This window comes from Streptomyces sp. SID8374 (assembly GCF_009865135.1).
Taxonomy (GTDB): domain Bacteria; phylum Actinomycetota; class Actinomycetes; order Streptomycetales; family Streptomycetaceae; genus Streptomyces.
In genome coordinates this window covers 725,311-747,085 of the sequence record NZ_WWGH01000001.1, presented here as the reverse complement: position 1 = coordinate 747,085, position 21,775 = coordinate 725,311, and the positions used below count along the sequence as shown (strand labels likewise).

At 70.2% G+C, this 21,775-nt stretch carries 20 protein-coding genes, 1 rRNA gene and 1 riboswitch; of the genes, 14 read left to right on the top strand and 7 right to left on the bottom strand.

Features of this window, described 5'->3' with window-relative positions; genetic code table 11:
- Positions 1–68: 68 nt before the first annotated feature.
- The 11 genes from rrf to GTY67_RS03315 all read left to right on the top strand — a co-directional run bounded on the left by rrf (position 69) and on the right by GTY67_RS03315 (position 10,373).
- Positions 69–185: ribosomal RNA gene (gene rrf, locus GTY67_RS03365) — 5S ribosomal RNA — on the top strand.
- 160 nt (positions 186–345) lie between these two features.
- Positions 346–954 carry a CDP-alcohol phosphatidyltransferase family protein gene (locus tag GTY67_RS03360; protein ID WP_015607274.1) on the top strand — a complete coding sequence of 203 codons (609 nt, stop codon included), beginning with the start codon at positions 346–348 and terminating at the stop codon, positions 952–954.
- A gap of 114 nt (positions 955–1,068) precedes the next feature.
- Complete coding sequence (locus GTY67_RS03355) at positions 1,069–3,564, top strand: mannose-1-phosphate guanyltransferase (protein ID WP_015607273.1); 2,496 nt, start codon at positions 1,069–1,071, stop codon at positions 3,562–3,564.
- A gap of 100 nt (positions 3,565–3,664) precedes the next feature.
- Positions 3,665–4,579 (top strand): DUF881 domain-containing protein, encoded by a 915-nt coding sequence (locus GTY67_RS03350; protein ID WP_093694811.1) that lies wholly within the window; start codon positions 3,665–3,667, stop codon positions 4,577–4,579.
- A complete protein-coding gene (locus GTY67_RS03345) occupies positions 4,576–4,908 on the top strand; it encodes a small basic family protein (RefSeq protein ID WP_003970459.1) in 333 nt (110 codons plus the stop codon). The genes GTY67_RS03350 and GTY67_RS03345 overlap by 4 nt, the downstream gene beginning before the upstream one ends.
- 5 nt (positions 4,909–4,913) lie before the next feature.
- A complete protein-coding gene (locus GTY67_RS03340; RefSeq protein ID WP_161277725.1) occupies positions 4,914–5,738 on the top strand; it encodes a DUF881 domain-containing protein in 825 nt (274 codons plus the stop codon).
- Between the two features lie 190 nt (positions 5,739–5,928).
- Positions 5,929–6,714, top strand: coding sequence for an FHA domain-containing protein (locus GTY67_RS03335; protein ID WP_093694807.1), 786 nt, complete (start codon positions 5,929–5,931; stop codon positions 6,712–6,714).
- Positions 6,715–6,755: 41 nt separating this feature from the next.
- Positions 6,756–7,499 carry a MerR family transcriptional regulator gene (locus GTY67_RS03330; RefSeq protein WP_093694805.1) on the top strand — a complete coding sequence of 248 codons (744 nt, stop codon included), beginning with the start codon at positions 6,756–6,758 and terminating at the stop codon, positions 7,497–7,499.
- Positions 7,500–7,552: 53 nt separating this feature from the next.
- Positions 7,553–8,026 carry a bifunctional nuclease family protein gene (locus GTY67_RS03325; protein WP_006123076.1) on the top strand — a complete coding sequence of 158 codons (474 nt, stop codon included), beginning with the start codon at positions 7,553–7,555 and terminating at the stop codon, positions 8,024–8,026.
- Positions 8,027–8,195: 169 nt separating this feature from the next.
- Positions 8,196–8,822 (top strand): MerR family transcriptional regulator, encoded by a 627-nt coding sequence (locus GTY67_RS03320; RefSeq protein ID WP_018516177.1) that lies wholly within the window; start codon positions 8,196–8,198, stop codon positions 8,820–8,822.
- A gap of 99 nt (positions 8,823–8,921) precedes the next feature.
- The gene (locus GTY67_RS03315; protein WP_093694803.1) at positions 8,922–10,373 is read left to right on the top strand and encodes a DNA polymerase IV; all 1,452 of its coding nucleotides are present in this window, start codon (positions 8,922–8,924) and stop codon (positions 10,371–10,373) included.
- Here the strand turns inward: GTY67_RS03315 and GTY67_RS03310 are convergent.
- Complete coding sequence (locus tag GTY67_RS03310) at positions 10,298–10,666, bottom strand: PRC-barrel domain-containing protein (RefSeq protein WP_093694841.1); 369 nt, start codon at positions 10,664–10,666, stop codon at positions 10,298–10,300. The two genes, GTY67_RS03315 and GTY67_RS03310, sit on opposite strands and share 76 nt — an antisense overlap.
- Before the next feature lie 156 nt (positions 10,667–10,822).
- Positions 10,823–10,920: riboswitch (glycine riboswitch) on the top strand.
- Between the two features lie 192 nt (positions 10,921–11,112).
- On the opposite strand from GTY67_RS03310, the gene gcvP reads away from it, so the two are divergent.
- Positions 11,113–13,998: an aminomethyl-transferring glycine dehydrogenase gene (gcvP, locus tag GTY67_RS03305; RefSeq protein WP_161277724.1), complete on the top strand. Its 2,886-nt coding sequence runs from the start codon at positions 11,113–11,115 to the stop codon at positions 13,996–13,998.
- Between the two features lie 94 nt (positions 13,999–14,092).
- Here gcvP and GTY67_RS03300 read toward each other — a convergent pair whose 3' ends face one another.
- Positions 14,093–14,299: a DUF5999 family protein gene (locus tag GTY67_RS03300; RefSeq protein ID WP_030567238.1), complete on the bottom strand. Its 207-nt coding sequence runs from the start codon at positions 14,297–14,299 to the stop codon at positions 14,093–14,095.
- 316 nt (positions 14,300–14,615) lie between these two features.
- Complete coding sequence (locus tag GTY67_RS03295; RefSeq protein WP_093694799.1) at positions 14,616–15,200, bottom strand: hypothetical protein; 585 nt, start codon at positions 15,198–15,200, stop codon at positions 14,616–14,618.
- Positions 15,201–15,697: 497 nt separating this feature from the next.
- Here GTY67_RS03295 and GTY67_RS03290 point away from each other — a divergent pair, with 497 nt between their 5' ends.
- The gene (locus GTY67_RS03290; protein ID WP_093694797.1) at positions 15,698–17,203 is read left to right on the top strand and encodes a glutamate--cysteine ligase; all 1,506 of its coding nucleotides are present in this window, start codon (positions 15,698–15,700) and stop codon (positions 17,201–17,203) included.
- A 232-nt stretch (positions 17,204–17,435) separates the two neighbouring features.
- Here GTY67_RS03290 and GTY67_RS03285 read toward each other — a convergent pair whose 3' ends face one another.
- A complete protein-coding gene (locus tag GTY67_RS03285) occupies positions 17,436–19,226 on the bottom strand; it encodes a substrate-binding and VWA domain-containing protein (RefSeq protein ID WP_202461304.1) in 1,791 nt (596 codons plus the stop codon).
- Between the two features lie 195 nt (positions 19,227–19,421).
- On the opposite strand from GTY67_RS03285, the gene GTY67_RS03280 reads away from it, so the two are divergent.
- A complete protein-coding gene (locus GTY67_RS03280) occupies positions 19,422–20,201 on the top strand; it encodes a CPBP family intramembrane glutamic endopeptidase (protein WP_161277723.1) in 780 nt (259 codons plus the stop codon).
- 71 nt (positions 20,202–20,272) lie between these two features.
- Here the strand turns inward: GTY67_RS03280 and GTY67_RS03275 are convergent, their stop codons facing one another.
- From GTY67_RS03275 to GTY67_RS03265, 3 genes are all read right to left on the bottom strand, one after another.
- Positions 20,273–21,094 carry a PhzF family phenazine biosynthesis protein gene (locus tag GTY67_RS03275; RefSeq protein WP_161277722.1) on the bottom strand — a complete coding sequence of 274 codons (822 nt, stop codon included), beginning with the start codon at positions 21,092–21,094 and terminating at the stop codon, positions 20,273–20,275.
- Between the two features lie 86 nt (positions 21,095–21,180).
- Positions 21,181–21,417, bottom strand: coding sequence for a hypothetical protein (locus GTY67_RS03270; RefSeq protein WP_161277721.1), 237 nt, complete (start codon positions 21,415–21,417; stop codon positions 21,181–21,183).
- Entirely contained in the window at positions 21,401–21,652 is a 252-nt protein-coding gene (locus GTY67_RS03265) for a DUF6400 family protein (protein ID WP_161277720.1), read from the bottom strand. The genes GTY67_RS03270 and GTY67_RS03265 overlap by 17 nt, the downstream gene beginning before the upstream one ends.
- Positions 21,653–21,775: the final 123 nt, after the last annotated feature.

The window sequence follows — 21,775 nt, the reverse complement described above, 5'->3', positions numbered from 1 at the left end:
TCCACTGTGTTAGTTCTGAAATAACGAACGGCCGTGTTTTCATCCGGTGTTGGTTAATTTCATAGTGTTTCGGTGGTCATTGCGTTAGGGAAACGCCCGGTTACATTCCGAACCCGGAAGCTAAGCCTTTCAGCGCCGATGGTACTGCAGGGGGGACCCTGTGGGAGAGTAGGACGCCGCCGAACAATTTTTCCGGGAAAGCCCCGCACCGTATGGTGCGGGGCTTTTCTGCGTTCCCGGGCCCGTGCTGGTCCCCGTCTCCGCCCACCCCTGTGCAGGTGCCGGCCGAGGCTGAGGGTAAGGTCGGGGAGCATCATTCGCACGTTCTTCACAGGAGGCTCCCGGGTGGAGGTCCAGGAGACTCGGGTCCAGACGGACCGGGTCCTCACCATCCCCAACATCCTCAGCATGGCTCGCCTTGTCGGGGTACCGCTCTTCCTGTGGCTGATTCTCCGCCCCGTGTTCGGCGGCCCCAACAGCGACGGCTGGGCGCTGCTGGTGCTGATGCTCAGTGGCATCAGCGACTATCTCGACGGCAAGCTCGCCCGCCGGTGGAACCAGATCAGCAGTCTCGGCCGGCTCCTGGACCCGGCTGCGGACCGTCTCTACATCCTCTCGACCCTTCTCGGCCTCACCTGGCGTGAGATCCTGCCGCTCTGGCTCACCGCGGCTCTGCTGGCCCGTGAGCTGATGCTGCTCGTGATGGTGGCCATCCTGAGGCGCCACGGTTATCCGCCGCCGCAGGTCAACTTCCTCGGGAAAGCTGCAACTTTCAACCTGATGTACGCGTTCCCCTTGTTGCTGCTCAGCGACGGTAGTGGTTGGCTGGCTACCGTGGCCGCCATTTTCGGATGGGCGTTCGCAGGATGGGGTACAACGCTGTATTGGTGGGCAGGGATCCTCTACGTGGTCCAGGTCCGCCGGCTCGTCAAGGCGGATGCAGTAGCCGATTGAGCTCGTTGATGCGGTGCCGTGCAGTGTGGCCGGTCCGCAGTGTGATGTCTTGAATGTGATGCCCCGACGGGCGAACTCGGCTGACCGTCGTCTCTCTAGGAGGACGTTACCGACATGAAGGCCGTCGTGATGGCTGGTGGCGAAGGCACGCGCCTGCGCCCCATGACCTCGAGCATGCCCAAGCCGCTCCTGCCCGTGGCCAATCGGCCGATCATGGAGCATGTACTGCGGCTTCTCAAGCGGCATGGGCTCAATGAAACAGTAGTGACCGTCCAGTTCCTGGCCTCCCTCGTCAAGAATTATTTCGGGGACGGCGAGGAGCTCGGGATGGAGCTCACCTATGCCAACGAGGAGAAGCCACTCGGCACTGCGGGGAGCGTGAAGAACGCCGAGGAGGCGTTGAAGGACGACACCTTCCTCGTCATTTCCGGTGACGCGCTCACCGACTTCGACCTCACCGACCTCATCGCCTTCCACAAGGAGAAGGGCGGACTCGTCACGGTCTGTCTGACCCGGGTCCCCAATCCGCTGGAATTCGGCATCACCATCGTCGACGAGAACGGCCAGGTCGAACGCTTCCTGGAGAAGCCGACCTGGGGCCAGGTCTTCTCGGACACGGTGAACACGGGCATCTATGTGATGGAGCCCGAGGTCTTCGACTACGTCCAGGCCGACACCTCCGTCGACTGGTCGGGTGATGTCTTCCCCCAGCTGATGAAGGAAGGCAAGCCGATCTACGGCTATATCGCCGAGGGCTACTGGGAGGACGTCGGTACGCACGAGAGCTATGTGAAGGCCCAGGCCGATGTCCTGGAGCGCAAGGTCGACGTGGAACTCGACGGCTTCGAGATCTCGCCCGGTGTGTGGGTGGCCGAAGGCGCGGAGGTCCACCCGGACGCCGTGCTCCGCGGGCCGCTGTACATCGGTGACTACGCCAAGGTCGAGGCGGACGTCGAAATCCGGGAGCACACCGTCGTGGGCTCCAACGTCGTCGTCAAGACCGGCGCCTTTCTTCATAAGGCCGTGGTCCACGACAACGTCTACATCGGACAGCACAGCAACCTCCGGGGCTGCGTGGTCGGCAAGAACACCGACATCATGCGGGCGGCCCGGATCGAGGACGGCGCTGTCATCGGTGACGAATGCCTGGTCGGCGAGGAGTCGATCATCCAGGGCAATGTGCGGGTGTACCCGTTCAAGACCATCGAGGCCGGTGCGTTCGTCAACACCTCGGTGATCTGGGAATCCCGTGGGCAGGCGCATCTCTTCGGGGCGCGCGGCGTCTCCGGCATCCTGAACGTCGAGATCACCCCCGAGCTGGCGGTCCGGCTGGCCGGCGCCTACGCCACGACCCTCAAGAAGGGGTCGACAGTTACCACCGCGCGTGACCACTCCCGAGGCGCCCGCGCGCTCAAGCGGGCCGTCATCTCGGCGCTCCAGGCCAGCGCCATCGACGTACGCGACCTGGAGAACGTACCGCTGCCCGTGGCCCGGCAGCAGACCGCGCGAGGCAGCGCGGGCGGCATCATGATCCGTACGTCACCGGGCGTGCCCGACTCGGTGGACATCATGTTCATCGACGAGCGGGGCGCCGACCTCTCGCAGGCGCAGCAGCGCAAGCTGGACCGGGTCTACGCCCGCCAGGAGTACCGCAGGGCCTTCCCCGGGGAGATCGGGGACCTGCACTTCCCGTCCAGCGTCTTCGACTCGTACACCGGCTCCCTGCTCCGCAACGTGGACATCGCGGGGATCGCCGACTCCGGGCTGAAGGTCGTCGTGGACGCCTCCAACGGGTCCGCCGGGCTCGTTCTGCCGAGCCTCCTCGGGCGGCTCGGCGTGGACGCCCTGACGATCAACCCCGGACTCGACGAGTCGCGGCCCACCGAGTCCGCCGAGACGCGCCGGGCCGGCCTCGTCCGGCTCGGGGAGATCGTGTCCTCGGCGCGGGCGGCCTTCGGCGTCCGGTTCGACCCGGTCGGTGAGCGGCTCTCCCTCGTGGACGAGCTGGGCCGGATCATCGAGGACGACCGGGCCCTGCTGGTCATGCTGGACCTCGTCGCCGCCGAGCGGCGCAGCGGACGCGTCGCCCTGCCGGTGACGACCACGCGCGTCGCCGAGCAGGTGGCGGCCTACCACGGCACCCAGGTGGAGTGGACGACCACCTCGCCCGACGACCTGACCCGGGTGGGACGCGAAGAGACCACCATCTTCGGAGGAGACGGGCGCGGCGGGTTCATCGTTCCCGAATTCAGCAGCGTCTTCGACGGGACGGCCGCTTTCGTCCGGCTCATCGGACTCGTCGCGCGGACCCAGCTCACCCTGAGCCAGATCGACGCCCGTATCCCGCGGGCCCACGTCCTGCGTCGCGACCTCGCGACGCCCTGGGCGGTCAAGGGCCTCGTCATGCGCAGCGTCGTCGAGGCTGCCGGGGACCGCAGCGTGGACACCACGGACGGCGTCCGGGTGGTCGAGGCGGACGGACGGTGGATCATGGTGCTGCCCGACCGGGCGGAGGCCGTCACCCATCTGTGGGCGGAAGGCCCGGACGACGCCTCGGCGCAGGCGCTGCTGGACGAGTGGTCCGCCGTGGTGGAGAGCGCGGGCGAGTGACCTGGTGAAGCCGGTGCACCGGAACTCCCCCTCCAGGGCGTTCCGGTGCACCGGTGGGGCCATTCGGCGGCAGCCGTGGTGACGTGCGACGATGTGCGGCATGTCGCAGCAGCCCCCCGATCGGAGCACACCCTCGCCGCCCGCACGCCCCGACGCCTCCATGTCGCTGCTGAACAATGTGATGGACCACAGCCTCGACGAGGGTTACGCGGAGGCCTCGGCCCGCCGCAGGGCCGACGGGAGCGCGGGGCTGCCCCGTACGCTCAAGTCGAAGCTCGGCCTCGCCGCCGGCCTCGTGGTGGCCGCTCTCGTGGTCACCCTCGGTGCCGCCGAGGCGCGGGTGTCGGCGCCGGTCGTCGCGAAGGAACGCGAAGAGCTGATCGACCGCATCAACGCCGAGACCCGGGCGGCCGACACCCTGGAGTCGGACGTCGACAAGCTCCGTAGCGATGTGAGCGAGCGGCAGCGCAAGGCGCTGGAGCAGCACGGCGGGGACCAGGGGGAGCTGGTGGCCCTGCTCTCCGGGGCGACCCCGGTGGAGGGCCCCGGGGTGAAGCTCGTCGTGGACGACGCCAAGAACACCGATCAGGGCGGTGGCGGCCCCCGTGAGTCGTCGAGTTTCGCCGACACCGGCCGGGTGCGCGACCGGGACATGCAGCGGGTCGTCAACGGCCTGTGGGAGTCCGGCGCCGAGGCCATCGCCATCAATGGGCAAAGGCTGACCGCGCTGTCGGCGATCCGCGCCGCGGGCGACGCCATACTGGTCGACAACCGGCCGCTCGTACCGCCCTATACGGTGCTCGCGGTGGGGGACGGGAAGAATCTCGCCGCCGCGTTCCGGGACAGTGCCGACGGCCAGTACCTCAACGCGCTCAAGGAGAGCTTCGACATCCGCACCACCTTGTCCGATCAGGCGGAGGTGCGGCTCCCGGCCGCACCGAGCCTGATCGTCCGTACAGCAGAGCCGAAGGCCGCCGGCAGTGATGCGGCAGAATCAGGGAAGGGCACATCGTGATCGCCGTACTGGGCCTCGTCGTGGGAGTCGTGGTCGGACTGTTGGTCCGGCCCGAGGTTCCGGCGGTGGTCGAGCCCTATCTCCCGATCGCCGTGGTCGCCGCACTCGACGCGGTCTTCGGAGGTCTGCGGGCCATGCTGGACGGCATCTTCGTCGACAAGGTCTTCGTGGTGTCGTTCCTCTCCAACGTCGTGGTCGCCGCGCTGATCGTGTTCCTCGGCGACAAACTGGGTGTCGGCGCCCAGCTCTCCACCGGTGTGGTGGTCGTGCTCGGCATCCGGATCTTCTCCAACGCCGCCGCGATCCGCCGGCACGTCTTCCGGGCTTGAGGCCGATGAACAACGACGAGAACCCCCGCAGCGACCAGCCGGAGCGGCCCGACGCCGGTGCGTCCGGGGCCCGGGACGTGCCCGTGCAGCCGCCCGCGCCCGCCGAGGAGCCCTCCGGACGCCAGAGGCTGCTCGCGGGCCTGTGGCCGCCCCGGGTGAGCCGGGCCCAACTCATCGTCGCCGTGCTGCTGTTCGGGCTCGGGCTGGGGCTGGCCATCCAGGTGCGGTCCACCAGCGACGACAGCACCCTGCGCGGAGCGCGCCAGGAGGACCTGGTACGGATCCTCGACGAGGTCGACGACCGGACCCAGCGCCTGGAGGACGAGAAGCAGCGTCTGGACGCCCAGCGCACCGAGCTGGAGAACAGCTCGGACCAGGCCGAGGAGGCCCGGAAGCAGACGCTGGAGAAGGAACGCCAGCTGGGGATCCTCGCGGGTACGGTGGCGGCGCACGGCCCCGGCATCACGCTGACGATCAGCGACCCGTCGGGCGCGGTCGCCGCCGACAAGCTCCTCGACACCATCCAGGAGCTGCGCGCGGCCGGGGCCGAGGCCATCGAGGTCAACGGCGTCCGGGTGGTGGCCAATACGTACTTCGCCGGGGGCGGCGGTGACATCCAGGTGGACGGCAAGAAGATCGAAGCACCGTACGAGTTCAAGGTGATCGGCAAGCCGCAGGACCTGGAGCCCGCCCTCAACATCCCCGGCGGTGTGGTGCAGACGCTGGAGAAGGAGCAGGCCACGGCGGTCGTGGAGCGTTCCGACGACATCGTCGTCGACGCCTTGCGAGCGGCGAAGCGGCCTGACTACGCTCGGTCGTCGTCCCCGTGATCGCGCCGGGCCGGAGGGCCGGTGGACGAGGGCGGGAGGTTGCGGGGGGTCGGCGCACCGGATTGGTGGTGCGTGGTGGAAACTGTCGGGTGGATACGGACGTTGTGAAGATGTCCGGGTCGGCAGGTGTGTTCATTCAGGGTTCGTCCTGCCCCACGGGCGGGTCTATGTCGGTCAAGGGGAATCGCCCGTGAAGTTTTTTGCGAAGTTGTTCGGGAAGAGCGCGCGCGAGGACAGCAACAGTGCTGCCCGCCACCGTGCTCCGCGCCACGGCCAGGGCGAGGAGCACGAGGCGGAGCGTCCGCTCTTCCGCGATGAGGTGTCCGGTGACGCCACGCAGGCTGGGCTCAGCGTGTCGTCCGTTGACCCTGCCGGTGCCGGCGGCATAGGTTTCGGCGAACCATCAACCTCACGTTCGGGTGGAGGGTTCACCCCGGAGGGCTCGTCGATGCCGGTCTGTACGAGGTGCGGCCACCGCAATGCGGAGGCCAGCCGATTCTGCTCCAACTGCGGCGCGCCGCTGCGGGGCGGTGTCCCCGAGCGTGCCTCGGAGACGACGTCCACCATCTCCATCTCCGGTCTTGAGGCGTACGAGGCCGAAGCGACGGGTCAGACGGCCCTGCCCTCGCTCTCCCCGGAGGCCCAGGCCGCCGTCGACGCGCTGCCCGGAGGCTCGGCGCTGCTGGTCGTGCGCCGCGGTCCGAACTCCGGCAGCCGCTTCCTCCTGGACAGCGACCTCACCACCGCCGGACGTCACCCGCAGAGCGACATCTTTCTCGACGACGTGACCGTGTCGCGGCGTCATGTGGAGTTCCGCAGGGGTCCGGACGGTAGCTTCACCGTGGGCGACGTCGGCAGCCTCAACGGCACCTATGTCAACCGTGAGCGCATCGATTCGGTCCTGCTCTCCAACGGCGACGAAGTCCAGATCGGAAAGTACCGCCTGGTCTTCTACGCGAGCCCGCGGGGCGTGTGACCAGCCCCCGGATCCGTCCGGGGGGACCCCCAGGAAGGCCCATGCTGCGAACACCGACAGGCGGTGCCGGTGACGGCACCGCCACCGCGGACGCGCGCTGGGTGAGCATCGGTACGGTGCTCACCCGACTGCGCGAAGAGTTTCCGGAAGTCACGATCTCCAAGATCCGCTTCCTGGAGGCCGAGGGGCTCGTGGAGCCGCAGCGGACTCCGTCCGGGTACCGGAAGTTCGCGCCCGGCGATGTGGAGCGCCTCGCGCAGGTCCTCCGTATGCAGCGGGACCACTATCTGCCGCTCAAGGTCATCCGGGAGCACCTGGACGCCCTCGCCCGGGGGGAGCAGCCCGCGCTGCCCTCGCCGGGCGCCCAACGGGATCTCGGCGACGGTGTGTGGGAGACCGGCCCCTGTGCGGCGACCGCCGCGCGGATCGGGCGCGCCGAGCTCCTGGCGGCCGCCCAGGTCGACGAGGAGCAGCTGGAGGAGTGGGAGTCCTACGGGCTCATCGTCCCGGCTCCTGAGGGCGGCTACGACGCCGAGATGGTGACCGTGGCCAAGCTGGTGGCGGATCTGGGGCGATTCGGTCTGGAACCGCGCCATCTGCGCGCCATGCGCGCCTCCGCCGACCGTGAGGCGGGACTGGTGGAGCAGCTGGTCGCACCGCTGCGCCTGCACCGGAATCCGCAGACCAGGGCCCACGCCGAGGCCACGGCGAACGAGCTGGCGGAGCTCTCCGTACGGCTGCACGCGGCGCTCGTCCAGAGCGCTCTGCGCACCCGTCTGCACTGACCTCGGGGGAGCCCGACTACCCAAACATGGCGAGCACGTCCTAGGGTTGCTGTGTGAACGAGCTCGACGTTGTCGGTGTCCGGGTGGAAATGCCCTCCAACCAACCGATCGTTCTCCTGCGTGAAGTGGGAGGCGACCGGTACCTCCCCATTTGGATCGGTCCTGGGGAGGCGACCGCCATTGCCTTCGCCCAGCAGGGCATGGCTCCGGCCAGGCCGCTGACCCATGACCTGTTCAAGGATGTGCTCGAGGCCGTGGGCCAGGAGCTCACCGAGGTCCGGATCACGGACCTTCGCGAAGGGGTCTTCTACGCGGAGCTCGTCTTCGCCAGCGGGGTCGAGGTGAGCGCCCGGCCGTCCGACGCCATAGCGCTCGCCCTGCGGACCGGCACGCCGATCTACGGCAGTGACGGCGTGCTGGACGACGCGGGCATCGCGATCCCCGATGAGCAGGAGGACGAGGTGGAGAAGTTCCGCGAATTCCTCGACCAGATCTCACCGGAGGACTTCGGTACGAACAGTCAGTGACCCGTCCCGCAAAGGTGTCGTCAGCGCATCCGACAAGCCTTTCCCCGAAGCGAGACACGGGAAACCACCCTCAGGGTGATTATCACTCGGCGTGCCGAGTGTGGCGATCGTTGACGCACCCCCAGTGACTGCCTACCTTCGAGTGGGCAGGTCAAGGACGGAGGTCGGCGTGAGAAGCAGCGGCGACGGTACGGCGGCGGGTGGGCCGTATCCGCAGCACGGCAGTGGAGCCGACCACGCCATCAGGCAGCCGGTTCAACCGGCGGCGGTGGCAGCGGGCGGCGTGGCAGCGGCGAGCGATGCAGGCGACATCGGCTATCGCGGACCGACGGCGTGCGCGGCGGCGGGGATCACCTACCGCCAGTTGGACTACTGGGCGCGTACGGGGCTGGTGGAGCCGAGCGTGCGGCCGGCCTACGGGTCGGGGACCCAGCGTCTCTACAGTTTCCGGGACGTGGTCCTCCTCAAGATCGTCAAGCGGTTCCTGGACACCGGGGTCGCTCTCCAGAACATCCGCACCACGGTCCAGCACCTGCGGGCCCGGGGGTTCCAGGATCTTGAGCGCATGACGCTGATGAGCGACGGGGCCACGGTCTACGAGTGCTCCTCGCCCGACGAGGTCGTCAGCCTCCTCCAGGGTGGTCAGGGCGTCTTCGGGATCGCCGTCGGCGTCGTCTGGCGGGATGTGGACGCGGCGCTCTCCCAGCTGCACGGCGAGCGGGTCGACACCGGTGAGACCCTCATCGGCAACAACCCGGCCGACGAGCTGGCCCGGCGCCGCAACCGCGCCGGCTGAGCGGCTGAGGGCAACAGGACGGTACGGAACGGGGCGGCCCGGCACTCCACGGAGTGCCGGGCCGCCCCGTTGTCAGTGGCGTAAGGCAGCATCGGAGGTGTGAGACCCGCGCCGACCATCCTCCACCTGGACATGGACGCCTTCTACGCCTCGGCGGAGCAGGCAGCCAAGCCCAGCCTGCGCGGGAAAGCGGTCGTCGTGGGCGGCCTCGGTCCTCGCGGGGTCGTCGCCACCGCCTCGTACGAGGCACGGCTTCTGGGCGTGCACTCCGCGATGCCGACGGCCCAGGCCAGACGGCTCGCGCCGAACGCCGCCTATCTGGTGCCCCGCTTCTCGCTGTACCGGGCGGTGAGCGAGCAGGTGATGGAGCTGCTCGGGCGGCTCTCGCCGCTGGTGGAGCCGCTGAGCCTGGACGAGGCCTTCGTCGACCTGGAGGCGGGCGGGGTCGCGGACGACTCGGTGTCGGCCCGCAGGACGGGGGAGCGGCTGCGTACGGCCATCCGGGAGGTGACCGGGCTCAGCGGGTCGGTCGGACTCGCCGGTTCCAAGATGCTCGCCAAGATCGCCTCCGAGCAGGCCAAGCCGGACGGCCTGGCGCTCATAGAGCCGGGCACCGAGCGCGAGCTGCTGGCCCCCATGTCCGTACGGACCCTGCCGGGCGTCGGACCCGCCACCGGGGACCATCTGAGACGCGCCGGAATGACCACCGTCCACGACCTGGCGGAGGCGGGCGAGGCGGAGCTCGTACGGCTCGTCGGCAAGGCCCACGGCCACGGTCTCTACCGGATGGCGCTGGGGCTGGACGACCGGCCGGTGGTCGCCGAGCGGGATGCCAAGTCCGTATCGGTGGAGGACACTTTCGATGTGGACCTGCACGACCGGGTGCGGGTGCGCGCGGAGGTGGAGCGGCTGGCCGTGCGGTGCGTGGAGCGGCTGCGGTCCGCCGACCGGTCGGGGCGCACCGTGGTGCTGAAGGTCCGCCGGTACGACTTCTCCACCCTGACCCGCTCCGAGACCCTCAGAGGCCCCACGGACGACCCCACGGTGGTCCGTGAGGCGGCCGCGAGGCTTCTGGAGGCCGTCGACACCACCGGGGGCGTACGGCTGCTGGGCGTGGGCGTCACGGGGCTCGCGGACTACACCCAGGAGGACCTGTTCGCGCAGGCTGCGGACGCCCGGGAGCTGGCGGCGCGGGCGGAGGAGGCCGAGAAGCCGGTGGTGGACGACGCCGGACCGGTGGAGGTGGAGCCCGAGCGGGAGAGCGCGGAACAGCTCGCCGCCCGGCGCTGGCCCGCCGGACACGACGTACGCCATGCGGTGCACGGGCACGGCTGGGTGCAGGGGAGCGGGGTGGGCCGGGTGACGGTGCGGTTCGAGGAGCCCGGAGGGCCGGTCGGCCGGGTTGTCACCTTCCGTATCGACGACCCGGAGCTGAGCCCGGCCGATCCGATGCCGCTGGTCCGCGACCCGGTCGACTACTCCTCCTGGCCGGCCAGCCTGCCGAAGTCGCGGTCGGGGCCGGTCTCCGCCGGCGGGGAGTCCAGACCGTAGTGGCGGTAGAGCTGGAGCTCCTGCTCGGGGGAGAGGTGGCGGCCGACACCGAAGTCGGGGGCGCCCTTGATCAGCGCGCGGTCGAACGGGACCCGCAGCTCGTCCTCGACGAATTCGCTGGGCTCCAGCGGCACGAAGGCATCCCTGCTGAAGAGGCCGGTGCGGACGGCCGCCCACTCGGGCACGCCCGTCGCGTCGTCGAGATAGACCTCGTCCACCGTTCCGATCTTGGCGCCCTTGCGATCGAAGGCCTTGCGGCCGATCAGGCGGCGCGGGTCGATGTCGGTCTGCACGGTGCCTCCCACTGGTCGCCACTGGCTCAAGGGGGCCCCTCGTCACCGCAAGGTGATCCCCTGTCGCTCCACCAGCACCAGACAAGTGCAGATCCGTGGCGTCGGCCACTCGAGGGCTCCACCGGGATGGCCGCTGGTAGGCTGGCAGGTGGCTGCTGACCCCGTGCGGGAGAGTCCTCCGGTGCAGAATCCGGAGGCGCCGAAGGAGCAAATCCTCCCCGGAATCTCTCAGGCCCCCGTACCGCACGGACGAGGTCACTCTGGAAAGCAGGGCGGGTTCGTGCGGCGCATGCCGGGGCGGACTCGACCCTCACCGACGGTGAAAGTCGGCACGCCCCCGGGCGGGCCGGTGAAGCTCTCAGGTTGAGATGACAGAGGGGGAGGCCGTTCGGGCACCCGCGCCGTGGTGCCCCTCGCAGGTCGTGACAGACCAGGAGGCCTCCACCATGACCCCCCGTCGCACTCCGCTCTCCCAGCTGGAGCAGGGCATTCCGTTCGAGCAGCGCCACATAGGGCCCGACGCCGAGGCCCAGGCGAAGATGCTCGCCCAGGTCGGCTACGGCTCCCTCGACGAGCTGACCGCCGCCGCGGTGCCCGACGTGATCAAGAGTGCGGAGGCCCTGAACCTTCCCTCGGCCCGCACCGAGGCAGAGGTGCTCGCCGAACTGCGGTCGCTGGCCGACCGCAACAAGGTCCTCGCCCCGATGATCGGCCTCGGCTACTACGGCACCTTCACGCCGCCCGTCATCCTGCGCAACGTCATGGAGAACCCCGCGTGGTACACGGCCTACACGCCGTACCAGCCGGAGATCTCCCAGGGCCGCCTGGAGGCCCTGCTCAACTTCCAGACGATGGTCGCCGAGCTGACCGGCCTGCCCACCTCCGGCGCCTCCCTCCTCGACGAGGGCACCGCGGCCGCCGAGGCCATGGCGCTCGCCCGGCGGGTCGGCAAGGTCAAGAACGGCGTCTTCCTGATCGACGCCGACACCCTGCCCCAGACCATCGCCGTGATCCGGACCCGCGCCGAGCCGACCGGGGTGGAGGTCGTCGTCGCGGACCTCAGCGACGGCATCCCCGCCGAGATCGCCGAGCGCGGCGTCTTCGGCGTCCTGCTCCAGTACCCGGGCGCCTCCGGGGCCGTCCGCGCCATCCAGCCCGTCATCGAGGAGGCCCACGAGCTCGGCGCGATCGTCACCGTCGCCGCCGACCTGCTGGCCCTCACGCTGCTCACCTCGCCCGGGGCCCTCGGCGCCGACATCGCGGTGGGCACCACCCAGCGCTTCGGCGTACCCATGGGCTTCGGCGGCCCGCACGCCGGCTTCATGGCCGTCCGCGAGAAGTTCGCCCGCTCCCTGCCCGGCCGCCTCGTCGGCGTCTCCGTCGACGCCGACGGCAACAAGGCCTACCGCCTCGCCCTCCAGACCCGCGAGCAGCACATCCGCCGCGAGAAGGCCACCAGCAACATCTGTACGGCACAGGTGCTGCTCGCCGTCATGGCCGGGATGTACGCCGTCTACCACGGCCCCGACGGGCTGCGTACGATCGCCCGCCGCACCCACCGCTACGCCACGATCCTCGCCGAGGGCCTGCGCGCCGCCGGCGCCGACGTCGTGCACGGCGACTTCTTCGACACCCTGACCGTCAAGGTGCCCGGCAAGGCCGCCGACATCGTCGCGGACGCCCGGGAGCGCGGGGTCAACCTCCGCCGCGTCGACGCCGACCATGTCTCCATCGCCTGCGACGAGACCACCACCCGCGCTCAGCTCTCCGCCGTCTGGGCCGCCTTCGGCGCCGACGCCGACATCGAGGCGCTGGACGGTACGGCCGCCGACGCGCTGCCCGAGGCGCTGCTGCGCTCCGACGACATCCTGACCCACCCGGTCTTCCACCAGCACCGCTCCGAGACCGCGATGCTGCGCTACCTGCGCAAGCTCGCCGACCGCGACTACGCGCTGGACCGCGGCATGATCCCGCTCGGCTCCTGCACCATGAAGCTGAACGCGACCGCCGAGATGGAGTCCATCACCTGGCCCGAGTTCGGCGCGCTGCACCCCTTCGCCCCGGCGGAGCAGGCGCAGGGCTTCCTCACGCTCATCCGCGAGCTGGAGGAGCGCCTGGCCGAGGTCACCGGTTACGACGCCGTCTCCATCCAGCCGAACGCCGGCTCCCAGGGCGAGTTCGCGGGCCTGCTGGCCGTGCGGGCGTACCACCGGGCCAACGGCGACGACCAGCGCACCGTCTGCCTGATCCCCTCCTCCGCGCACGGCACCAACGCCGCCAGCGCGGTCATGGCGGGCATGAAGGTCGTCGTGGTGAAGACCGCCGACGACGGCGAGGTCGACATCGCGGACCTGCGCGCCAAGATCCAGCAGTACCGCGACGAGCTGGCCGTCCTCATGATCACCTACCCCTCCACGCACGGGGTCTTCGAGGAGCACGTCGCCGACATCTGCGGCGAGGTGCACGACGCGGGCGGCCAGGTCTACGTCGACGGCGCCAACCTCAACGCGCTGGTCGGGCTCGCCAAGCCCGGCAAGTTCGGCGGCGACGTCTCGCACCTGAACCTGCACAAGACGTTCTGCATCCCGCACGGCGGCGGCGGCCCCGGCGTCGGCCCGGTCGGCGTCCGCGCCCACCTCGCCCCGTACCTCCCCAACCACCCGCTCCAGCCCGCCGCGGGCCCGGAGACCGGTGTGGGCCCGATCTCGGCAGCTCCGTGGGGCTCGGCGGGCATCCTGCCGATCTCGTGGGCGTACGTCCGTCTGATGGGCGGCGAGGGGCTCAAGCGCGCCACGCAGGTCGCCGTGCTGGCCGCCAACTACATCGCCAAGCGCCTGGAGCCGCACTTCCCGATCCTGTACAACGGCCCGGCCGGACTGGTCGCGCACGAGTGCATCGTCGACCTGCGGCCGATCTCCAAGGCGACCGGCGTCTCCATCGACGATGTCGCCAAGCGCCTGATCGACTACGGCTTCCACTCGCCGACCATGTCGTTCCCGGTGGCAGGCACGCTGATGATCGAGCCGACCGAGAGCGAGGACCTCGCCGAACTCGACCGGTTCTGCGACACCATGATCGCGATCCGCGCCGAGATCGAGAAGGTCGCCTCGGGGGAGTGGGCCAAGGACGACAACCCGCTGGCCAACGCCCCGCACACCGCGGCCGCGCTCGGCGGCGACTGGGACCACGGCTACAGTCGCGAGGAGGCCGTCTTCCCGGCCGGGGTGTCCGCCGCGGACAAGTACTGGCCGCCGGTCCGCCGTATCGACGGCGCCTTCGGCGACCGCAACCTGGTCTGTTCCTGCCCGCCGCTGGAGGAGTACGACAACTGACGTCCGAAGGCTGACGCCTGACATGCGTCGGGGCCGGTGCGGCGATCTCCCCGGGCCGGCCCCTTCTCCGTACAGCGTGTTCCTACGTCCGCCCTCAGGCGGCCTTCACCACGCGGCCCGCCGCCGACAGCCGGTGCGGGGCGATGATCTGCCCGTCCGGCAGCAGCTCGCCGGTGTCCTCGAAGAGCAGGACACCGTTGCACAGAAGGCTCCAGCCCTGTTCCGGGTGGTGCGCCGTCAGACGGGCCGCCTCCCGGTCGGGGGAGTCGGCGGTGGGGCAGGGTGGCTGGTGCTGGCACATGGATGCGTTCTTTCGCTGCGTCGAGTCGAGTGTCCTGCGGCTGGATGAGAGGTTCATGGCCGCCCCCGTATCAGTCGGTCCGGTCCCAGTGTTGCCCTACGGGGGTGATTCCGCAGGGATTTCGCGGCAGCTCCCGTACTCCTCTCTTGACGCATCACCCGCGCGGACGGTTCACCGCAACTGCACTGTCACTTCGGGTGGTTCGGGGTGGCCGGACCGGGCTAGTCCGAGTGGGTAAGAGGGAGCCCCCGCAGTGACCCGTCCCGCCACGGGGCGTTCGGGTCACCACGGGGGCCGGTCGCCCCTCGGCCGCCGGTCAGGCGGAGCTGAGCAGCGGGCCGGGTGCCACCCGCAGGGTCATGACGGGCAGCAGATCGGCGACCCGGTGCGGCCGGTGGGCCGCGATGCCCGGTGGCGCCGGTGCCAGGGGCACCAGGACATCGGCCGGGGCCAGTACACCGCCGGCCGCGTCGTCCTCCGTGTCGTCGTGCAGCCAGAGGGTGAGCATGTACAGCTCCGGGATGGAGAGAAGTCTCGCCTGGTACGCCGTCGGCGAGGCCTCCGCCTGGCGCACCGCGAGCTCCGTCGAGGCCAGATAGGGGCCCTCGAAGAAGTGCGAGAAGCTCCAGCCGTCCGGCGTGAGCATGGTGTCCGCGGCGGCGATCGCCCGGCCTTCGCTCCGGATCAGGAAGCGCCAGGCCGCGAGACGGGTTCGAGGTGCGGTCACGGTCGGAGCGATCCGGTCCAGGACGTGCACGGGAAGCGGTAGTTCGGGGCTGAGCGGCCCTTGGACGGACCGCAGGGCGGAGGTGCGCGCCTCGCGGACCGCGGTGGGGGAACCGAGGGCGGCGAGAACGCTGCGCAGGGCGGGCGCGGGAGCCGAGGGGACATGCAGCGGCATAGTGGGTCGCCTCTCACTTGGAGACACGGTGATGCGTGGGCGGGTGCAGACGGCGCTGTCGGCGTGCGGGGCCAGAGGAGGCCGATGACGGGCCGGACGACGGGCCGGTTGCGTCAACTCTCTGCCTCGTCAGGCGGAGTTTATACGACACGTGTTCACTCAGTGTTTCCGCTAGCTGCCGGGGATATTTCGCGCAAGGCGACATCCGGACTTCGGAATGCGGGTTTCCTGGTGATTTGATCGGCCGTTTTCGGCGCCCATCTGCGCCTCTTTCGGCGGAGCGGTAGGCCGAAACTCGTCGGTGTTTCCACCACGCACTATCCGGGCGAAAATGCCGCTCGCCGGATGCCCCGGGAATGTGCCCCCGGTCTCCGTCATACCAGCCTAGCGGGTTTCCGGTGCTCCGTGGGGCGTTACGGATCACTCCCACTGGGCATTATCGATCGTGATGCGAGCGGCCCGGTCAGCGGGCCGACCACTGGAGGAGGGACCCCTCGATGGGGGAGAAGGTCGTGGCGGGAGCCGTTGACCTGTCCGATCGGCAGGCATACCGCACCAAGCTCAACCAGTGCCTGGAAGGGCTGGGCAGACTGCTGGCGGAGCGGAGGTTCGACCGTCCCCGAAACCTGATGGGGCTGGAGATAGAGCTGAATCTCGCGGGCTCCGACGGCCTGCCACGGATGATGAATCAGGAAGTGCTCCAGCGCATCGCGAGCCGGGATTTCCAGACCGAACTCGGGATGTTCAACCTGGAAGTAAATATCGTTCCGCACCGGCTCGGCGGCCGGGTATTCGATCAGCTCTCGGAGGAGTTGCGGACCGGCCTCGCCTACGCCCACCGCAAGGCCGGCGAGGTGGACGCGGGGATCGTCATGATCGGAATCCTGCCGACGCTCGGCGAGCACGACGTGGTCTCGGCGAATCTCTCGGACGTGGACCGCTACACCCTGCTCAACGACCAAATGGCAGCCGCCCGCGGCGAGGATTTCACCCTGGATATCGAAGGCGTGGAGCACCTGGTCTGCTCCTCGCCCTCGATCGCGCCCGAATCCGCCTGCACCTCGGTCCAGTTGCACCTCCAGGTGACGCCCGGCCGGTTCGCGGATGTGTGGAACGCCGCCCAGGCGATCGCCTCCGTCCAGATCGCGCTGGGCGCCAACGCCCCGTTCCTCTTCGGCAAGGAGCTCTGGCGGGAGTCGCGGCCCCCGCTGTTCCAGCAGGCCACCGACGTACGGCCGCCGGAGCTGGCGAACCAGGGGGTGCGGCCCCGGACCTGGTTCGGGGAGCGGTGGATCTCCTCCGCCTACGAGCTGTTCGAGGAGAACCTGCGCTACTTCCCGCCGCTGCTGCCGATCTGCGAGGAGGAGGAGCCGCTGCGGGTCCTGGACGAGGGCGGGGTGCCGGAGCTGGCCGAGCTGGTCCTGCACAACGGGACGGTCTACCGCTGGAACCGCCCGGTGTACGACGTGGCCGACGGCGTCCCGCACCTGCGGGTGGAGAACCGCGTCCTGCCGGCCGGGCCGACCGTCACGGACGTGATCGCCAACGCCGCCTTCTACTACGGGCTGGTGCGGGCGCTCGCCGAGGAGTCCCGGCCGGTATGGAGCAAGCTGCCGTTCGAGGCCGCGGCGGAGAACTTCACCGAGGCCTGCCGCCACGGCATCGAGGCCGAGCTGCTCTGGCCGCGCTCCGGCCGCGCCGGCGGGCTGGCGAAGATCCCCGCCGTACAGCTCGTACGGGAGGAGCTGCTGCCGCTGGCCGCGGCCGGTCTCGACGCCTGGCACATCGAACCCGCCGACCGCGACCGCTACCTGGGGGTCATCGAGGAGCGCTGCAAGCGGCGGGTCAACGGGGCCTCCTGGCAGGTCGCCACGTACCGCCGGGCGCTGGAGGCCGGGCTCGGCCGGGAGGCGGCACTGGCGGCGACCACCCGGCGCTACGCGGAGCTGATGCACGCCGGGGAGCCGGTGCACACCTGGCCGGTGGGGTTCCCGGCGCCCTGAGGCGCGTTCGTACGGTGGCGTGAGGTGCGTTCGTACGGTGGTGGGTCTGAGGCACGTCGTACGGTGCGTGCCTCCGTACGGCGGCAGACGCTTCCGTACGGGCGGCAGGTGCTCCGTACGGAAGCGGGCGTCTCCGTACGGCGGCGGGTGTTTCCGTACGCGGACGGGGGCGGCGTTCCGGCCGGGGCGCCGCCTGTCCGGGCCGAGGGCGCCCCCGGCCCGGACGCCGCCCTCACTCCTGGGCGGCGCGGCCGTTCTGCCCGGCCGTCATGATCGCCTGGAGGATGACGGCCTGGATCTCCACCGGGTCGCTCACCTCGTACCCGTCGCCGCCGGTGACCCGCGCGATCTCGGCCACCTCTTCCCGGTCGGCGTCCGGGCCCACCGCGATGGCGATGACCGGAACGGGACGCTCGGGGTCGGCGAGCTCCTTCAGCTCGGCGATCAGCGCGCTCCGGGAGATGCCGTCGTCGTCCTGGTTGGAGCCGTCGGTGAGGATCACCAGGGCGTTGAACTTGCCCTTCACATACGTCGACCGGGCCTCCTTGTACGACGCCAGCAGGGTGTCGTACAGCCCGGTCGCCCCGCCCGGCACGGGTTGCAGCCCCGCGAACGCAGCCGAGAGCTTCTCGCGGTGGGTGGAGCCGCCCTGGGCCGGGTCGCCCAGCCGGCGGGTCTCCATGAGCTTGCGGTAGTCCTTCTCGCCGTCCAGCGTGGTGGCGAACTCCCAAAGGCCGATCTCGTCGTCCGGGGTGAACTGGGCGAGGGCCTGGATGAGCGACTCCTTGGTGACGTCCATCCGCGACTGGTCGCGGCCCGGCACCGGTGTCGACATCGAACCCGAGGCGTCGACGACCGTGGTCAGCCGGGCGCTCTGGACGGTGATCGTCCACATCCCCAGCATCTCCTGGAGCGCCTTCGCCGACGGTGCCTCCGCCGCCGAAGTGGCGTACGGCTGTGGCGACTTGCCGCCCGCCGACGCTACTACGGTCTCCTCGGCAGCTCCGTCGGCGGGGCGGAACCCGTACCGGGCGAACACGTCCCGCGAACTCTTGTCGTTGAGCAGGGTCATGAAGCGCAGGGCCGCCCGGGACTGGGCGAGGGTCAGCTTCTCCTCGTCGACCAGGGTGTACGGGTAGTCGAGGAGCGGGGTGCCGTCCTCCGGGTAGAACAGGTTCAGCCTGCCGCTGCCGGTCGCCTCCGCGTTGTGGGCGAAGGCGGCCTGCTCGGATATGAGGACCGCCTGGTTGCGTTTCGGGTTGCCGTCCTCGGCGCCTGAGCCGCTCCGTGCCAAGGTCTCCAGCACCTGCGCGTCACTGTCCGACATCCGCTCGGCCAGCACCTTCGCGGTCTCCGCCACCCTGGTGTCGCTGTCCCCGCCCTGCTGCGCCGACGAGCCGCCGATGCTGGTGAGCGCCAGCAGACCGGTGGCGCTGCGCGCCGGATCGGCCGCACCGAGGCGGATCTTGTCCGAAGTGAGGGCGGCGGTGACCACCTCGGCCCAGGAGTACGTCTTCTTCGGCCAGCCCAGTCGCTGCGACGCGGACGGCACCACGGCGAGGGCCACCGGCGAGGAGGCCACCGAGTCCGAGGGTGAGATGGGGGTGCCGGCGCCGAGCCCTTCGGCCCGGTCCAGCCAGAGGTCGGAGTCGGGCAGCCAGACCTGGAAGTCCGGGGTCTCGCCGCCGCTCGCCAGCGCGTCGGCCACCTTGTAGGAGTCGCGGGCCACCACGTCCACGTCGAGGCAGTGGCCGTCGGACCTCACCTCGTCCGCGAGGGCCTGCTCGGCGATGGTCCGGACCGCCGGTGCGATGTCCGGGGAGGCGGCCAGGGACAGACGCACGGCGGAGTCCTCGCAGGACTCCGAGAACGACAGCAGGCCGCCCTTGACCGCCACCCCTGCTCCCGTCGCCACCGCGAGGACGAGCAGCGTGGCGATGACGATGGTGCGACGCCTGCGCCGAGGAGACGCCTCCCCGCGTTCTCGCGGCGCGTAGGCGTCGGGCAAGCTGTGACGTCCCATGTCGGTGGTGCCCCCTGAAGACGAACGATGAACGGTGAACAAGGAAAAGGGGGACCTCACCACCGGCGATGGTGGTCGTCCCCCGGCCTGTCGCGCATGATCTTCGTACCCGCATTCGAGACCCTAGCGGGACGGTGGGCGGGATGAGACGCGATTGCAGAACAAAAGGCAGGTGTACCGGTGGAGGTGGGGCGCATGGCTGATTCTTATCCCCAAGAGGGCGTACCGCGAAGGATCTTGCGGTCGGAGACGATCCTGGTCCTGGCGCTCTCACTGGGCGCGAGTGCGGTCTCCGCGCTCATCAGTTTTGTCGGATCGCTGACGAAACCGGGGGGTTTGAAGGATCAGGCGGCGACCCTCAACGGTTCGTACGCCCCGGGCCGTCCATGGCTGGATCTGGCTTGGCAAATGTTCGGGATCGCAACGGCCCTGGTGCCGGTCGCCCTGGTGGCGCACCTGCTGATCAGGGAAGGGGCGGGCCTGCGGACCATCGGATTCGACCGCACCAGGCCATGGTTCGACCTCGGTCGCGGGACGCTGGTCGCGGCCGGCATCGGCAGCGCTGGGCTCGCCTTCTACCTGGTGGCCCGGGCGAGCGGCTTCAACCTCACCGTCGTACCGGAGTCGCTGCCCGACGTCTGGTGGAAGTTCCCCGTGCTGATCCTCTCCGCGGCGCAGAACTCCGTGGTCGAGGAGGTCATCGTCGTCGCCTACCTGCTGCGGAGGCTGGACCAGCTGGGCTGGACGCCGATGGCCTCGCTGGCGGCCAGCTCGGTGCTGCGAGGCTCGTACCACCTGTACCAGGGCATCGGCGGCTTCATCGGCAACATGGTGATGGGCGTCGTCTTCGTGCTGCTGTACCGGCGGTGGGGGCGGGTGGGGCCGCTGGTCGTCGCCCACACGCTGCTGGACATCGGGGCGTTCGTCGGCTACGCGCTGCTCGCGGGGAAGGTGGACTGGCTGCCGACGCCGTGAGACGGGCGGGCGGGGCGGGTGCGGATGGTTCCGTACGCCGCCCCTCCGCACGTCCAGAGTCCGGAGTCCGGTCAGAAAGAGGTCAGCAGCTCGCCGTCGATGACGGTGACCGCTGACCCCGTCAGCAGGGTGCGCTCGCCGCGCAGTGCGGTGCGTACGAGCCCCGAGCGGGCGGACGCCTGGAGCCCGGTGAGGTCGTCCCGGCCGAACCGGGCCGACCAGAACGGGGCCAGCGCGGTGTGGGCGCTGCCGGTCACCGGGTCCTCGTCGATGCCGACGCCGGGGAAGAACCCGCGCGAGACGTAGTCGTAGCCACGGGCGGGGTCCTCGGCGGCGGCCGTGGCGATGACGCCGCGCCGCGAGTGGGTCACGAGGGCGGCGAAGTCCGGGGCGAGAGCCCGTACGGTCGCCTCGTCGCGCAGCTCCACTAGCAGGTCGCCGATGTGCTCACCGGTGTCGTGGACCGAGACCGGCTCCGCCCCCAGCGCCTCGGCGAGCCCGGGAGGCACGGACTCCTCGCGCAGCTGGGCGGTGGGGAAGTCGAGGGTGAGGGGGCCGTCCGGGTGGGCGGTGGAGGTGAGGATCCCGCAGCGCGCGGTGAAGCGTACGGTGCCGGTGGCCCGCCCCGTGGTGTGCAGGACGTGTGCGGTGGCGAGCGTGGCGTGCCCGCACATGTCGACCTCGGTGGCCGGGGTGAACCAGCGCAGCGCCCAGTCGGCCTCGCCGCCCGGCGGCAGCGGGTGGGCGAAGGCGGTCTCGGAGAGGTTGACCTCGGTGGCGATCTCCTGGAGCCGTTCGGCGTCCGGGAATGCGGCGGATTCCAGCAGGAGGACCCCTGCGGGGTTGCCGGAGAAGGGGCGGTCGGTGAACGCGTCGACGATACGAATCCTCATGGGGCGACCGTAGAGCGGGCGCGCGGCCACGGGCCAAGGCCAATCGGGGGTCACTGGCCCTTGTCCGCCGGGCGCGCGTCGCCGGTTCAGGAGCAGGGGGTGCTGCCGCCGTGGCCCGGGCGGGTGTCGAGTGACCAGGTGTGGGTGCAGCCGGGGCACTGGAGGTGCAGCACCGGACCGTTGTTGGAGATCAGGTAGCGCCAGTGCTCGCCGCAGGTGCGGCGGTCCGCGCAGGTCGCGCAGTGGTGGGCGTCGTCGCAGGCGGGGCAGGTCACCCAGGCGCGTCGGGCGATGTCCGCCTGCGGATCAATGGGCAGCCGCACGGCCCTGGCCCTCGCCCGGCAGGACACCGGCGGCCACCAGCCGGTCGTAGGTGCGCTGCTGCTCGGCGTCGAGGCCCGAGTAGAGCAGGGCGTAGGCCTCGTCCTCGCCCTGGAGGGCGGCCATCGGATCCCAGTCGGGCCCGAGCGCGGAGACGACCGCGGCCCGCCGCCTGGCTTCCTCGAAGGTGAGGTCGATGGTGAAGGGGGTGAGCTCGGCGGTCCTGTCCTGATGCATGGCTGCGCTTCCGGTGGGGGCGGGGGTGAATCCTCACCATCTGTACCAGGCGTCCGCGGCGGCAGGGAAGGGTGACCTAAGTCGCCTGGCCGGTCGCCGGCTCCGCCTTCCTGGTGCCACGCT

Bases quoted from the DNA above. Each gene is read 5' to 3' on its own strand.
- GTY67_RS03355 (WP_015607273.1), top strand. From the start codon at position 1,069: ATGAAGGCCGTCGTGATGGCTGGTGGCGAAGGCACGCGCCTGCGCCCC.
- GTY67_RS03350 (WP_093694811.1), top strand. From the start codon at position 3,665: ATGTCGCAGCAGCCCCCCGATCGGAGCACACCCTCGCCGCCCGCACGC.
- GTY67_RS03340 (WP_161277725.1), top strand. From the start codon at position 4,914: ATGAACAACGACGAGAACCCCCGCAGCGACCAGCCGGAGCGGCCCGAC.
- GTY67_RS03330 (WP_093694805.1), top strand. From the start codon at position 6,756: ATGCTGCGAACACCGACAGGCGGTGCCGGTGACGGCACCGCCACCGCG.
- gcvP (WP_161277724.1), top strand. From the start codon at position 11,113: ATGACCCCCCGTCGCACTCCGCTCTCCCAGCTGGAGCAGGGCATTCCG.
- GTY67_RS03300 (WP_030567238.1), bottom strand. From the start codon at position 14,299: ATGTGCCAGCACCAGCCACCCTGCCCCACCGCCGACTCCCCCGACCGG.
- GTY67_RS03295 (WP_093694799.1), bottom strand. From the start codon at position 15,200: ATGCCGCTGCATGTCCCCTCGGCTCCCGCGCCCGCCCTGCGCAGCGTT.
- GTY67_RS03290 (WP_093694797.1), top strand. From the start codon at position 15,698: ATGGGGGAGAAGGTCGTGGCGGGAGCCGTTGACCTGTCCGATCGGCAG.
- GTY67_RS03285 (WP_202461304.1), bottom strand. From the start codon at position 19,226: ATGGGACGTCACAGCTTGCCCGACGCCTACGCGCCGCGAGAACGCGGG.
- GTY67_RS03280 (WP_161277723.1), top strand. From the start codon at position 19,422: ATGGCTGATTCTTATCCCCAAGAGGGCGTACCGCGAAGGATCTTGCGG.
- GTY67_RS03275 (WP_161277722.1), bottom strand. From the start codon at position 21,094: ATGAGGATTCGTATCGTCGACGCGTTCACCGACCGCCCCTTCTCCGGC.
- GTY67_RS03265 (WP_161277720.1), bottom strand. From the start codon at position 21,652: ATGCATCAGGACAGGACCGCCGAGCTCACCCCCTTCACCATCGACCTC.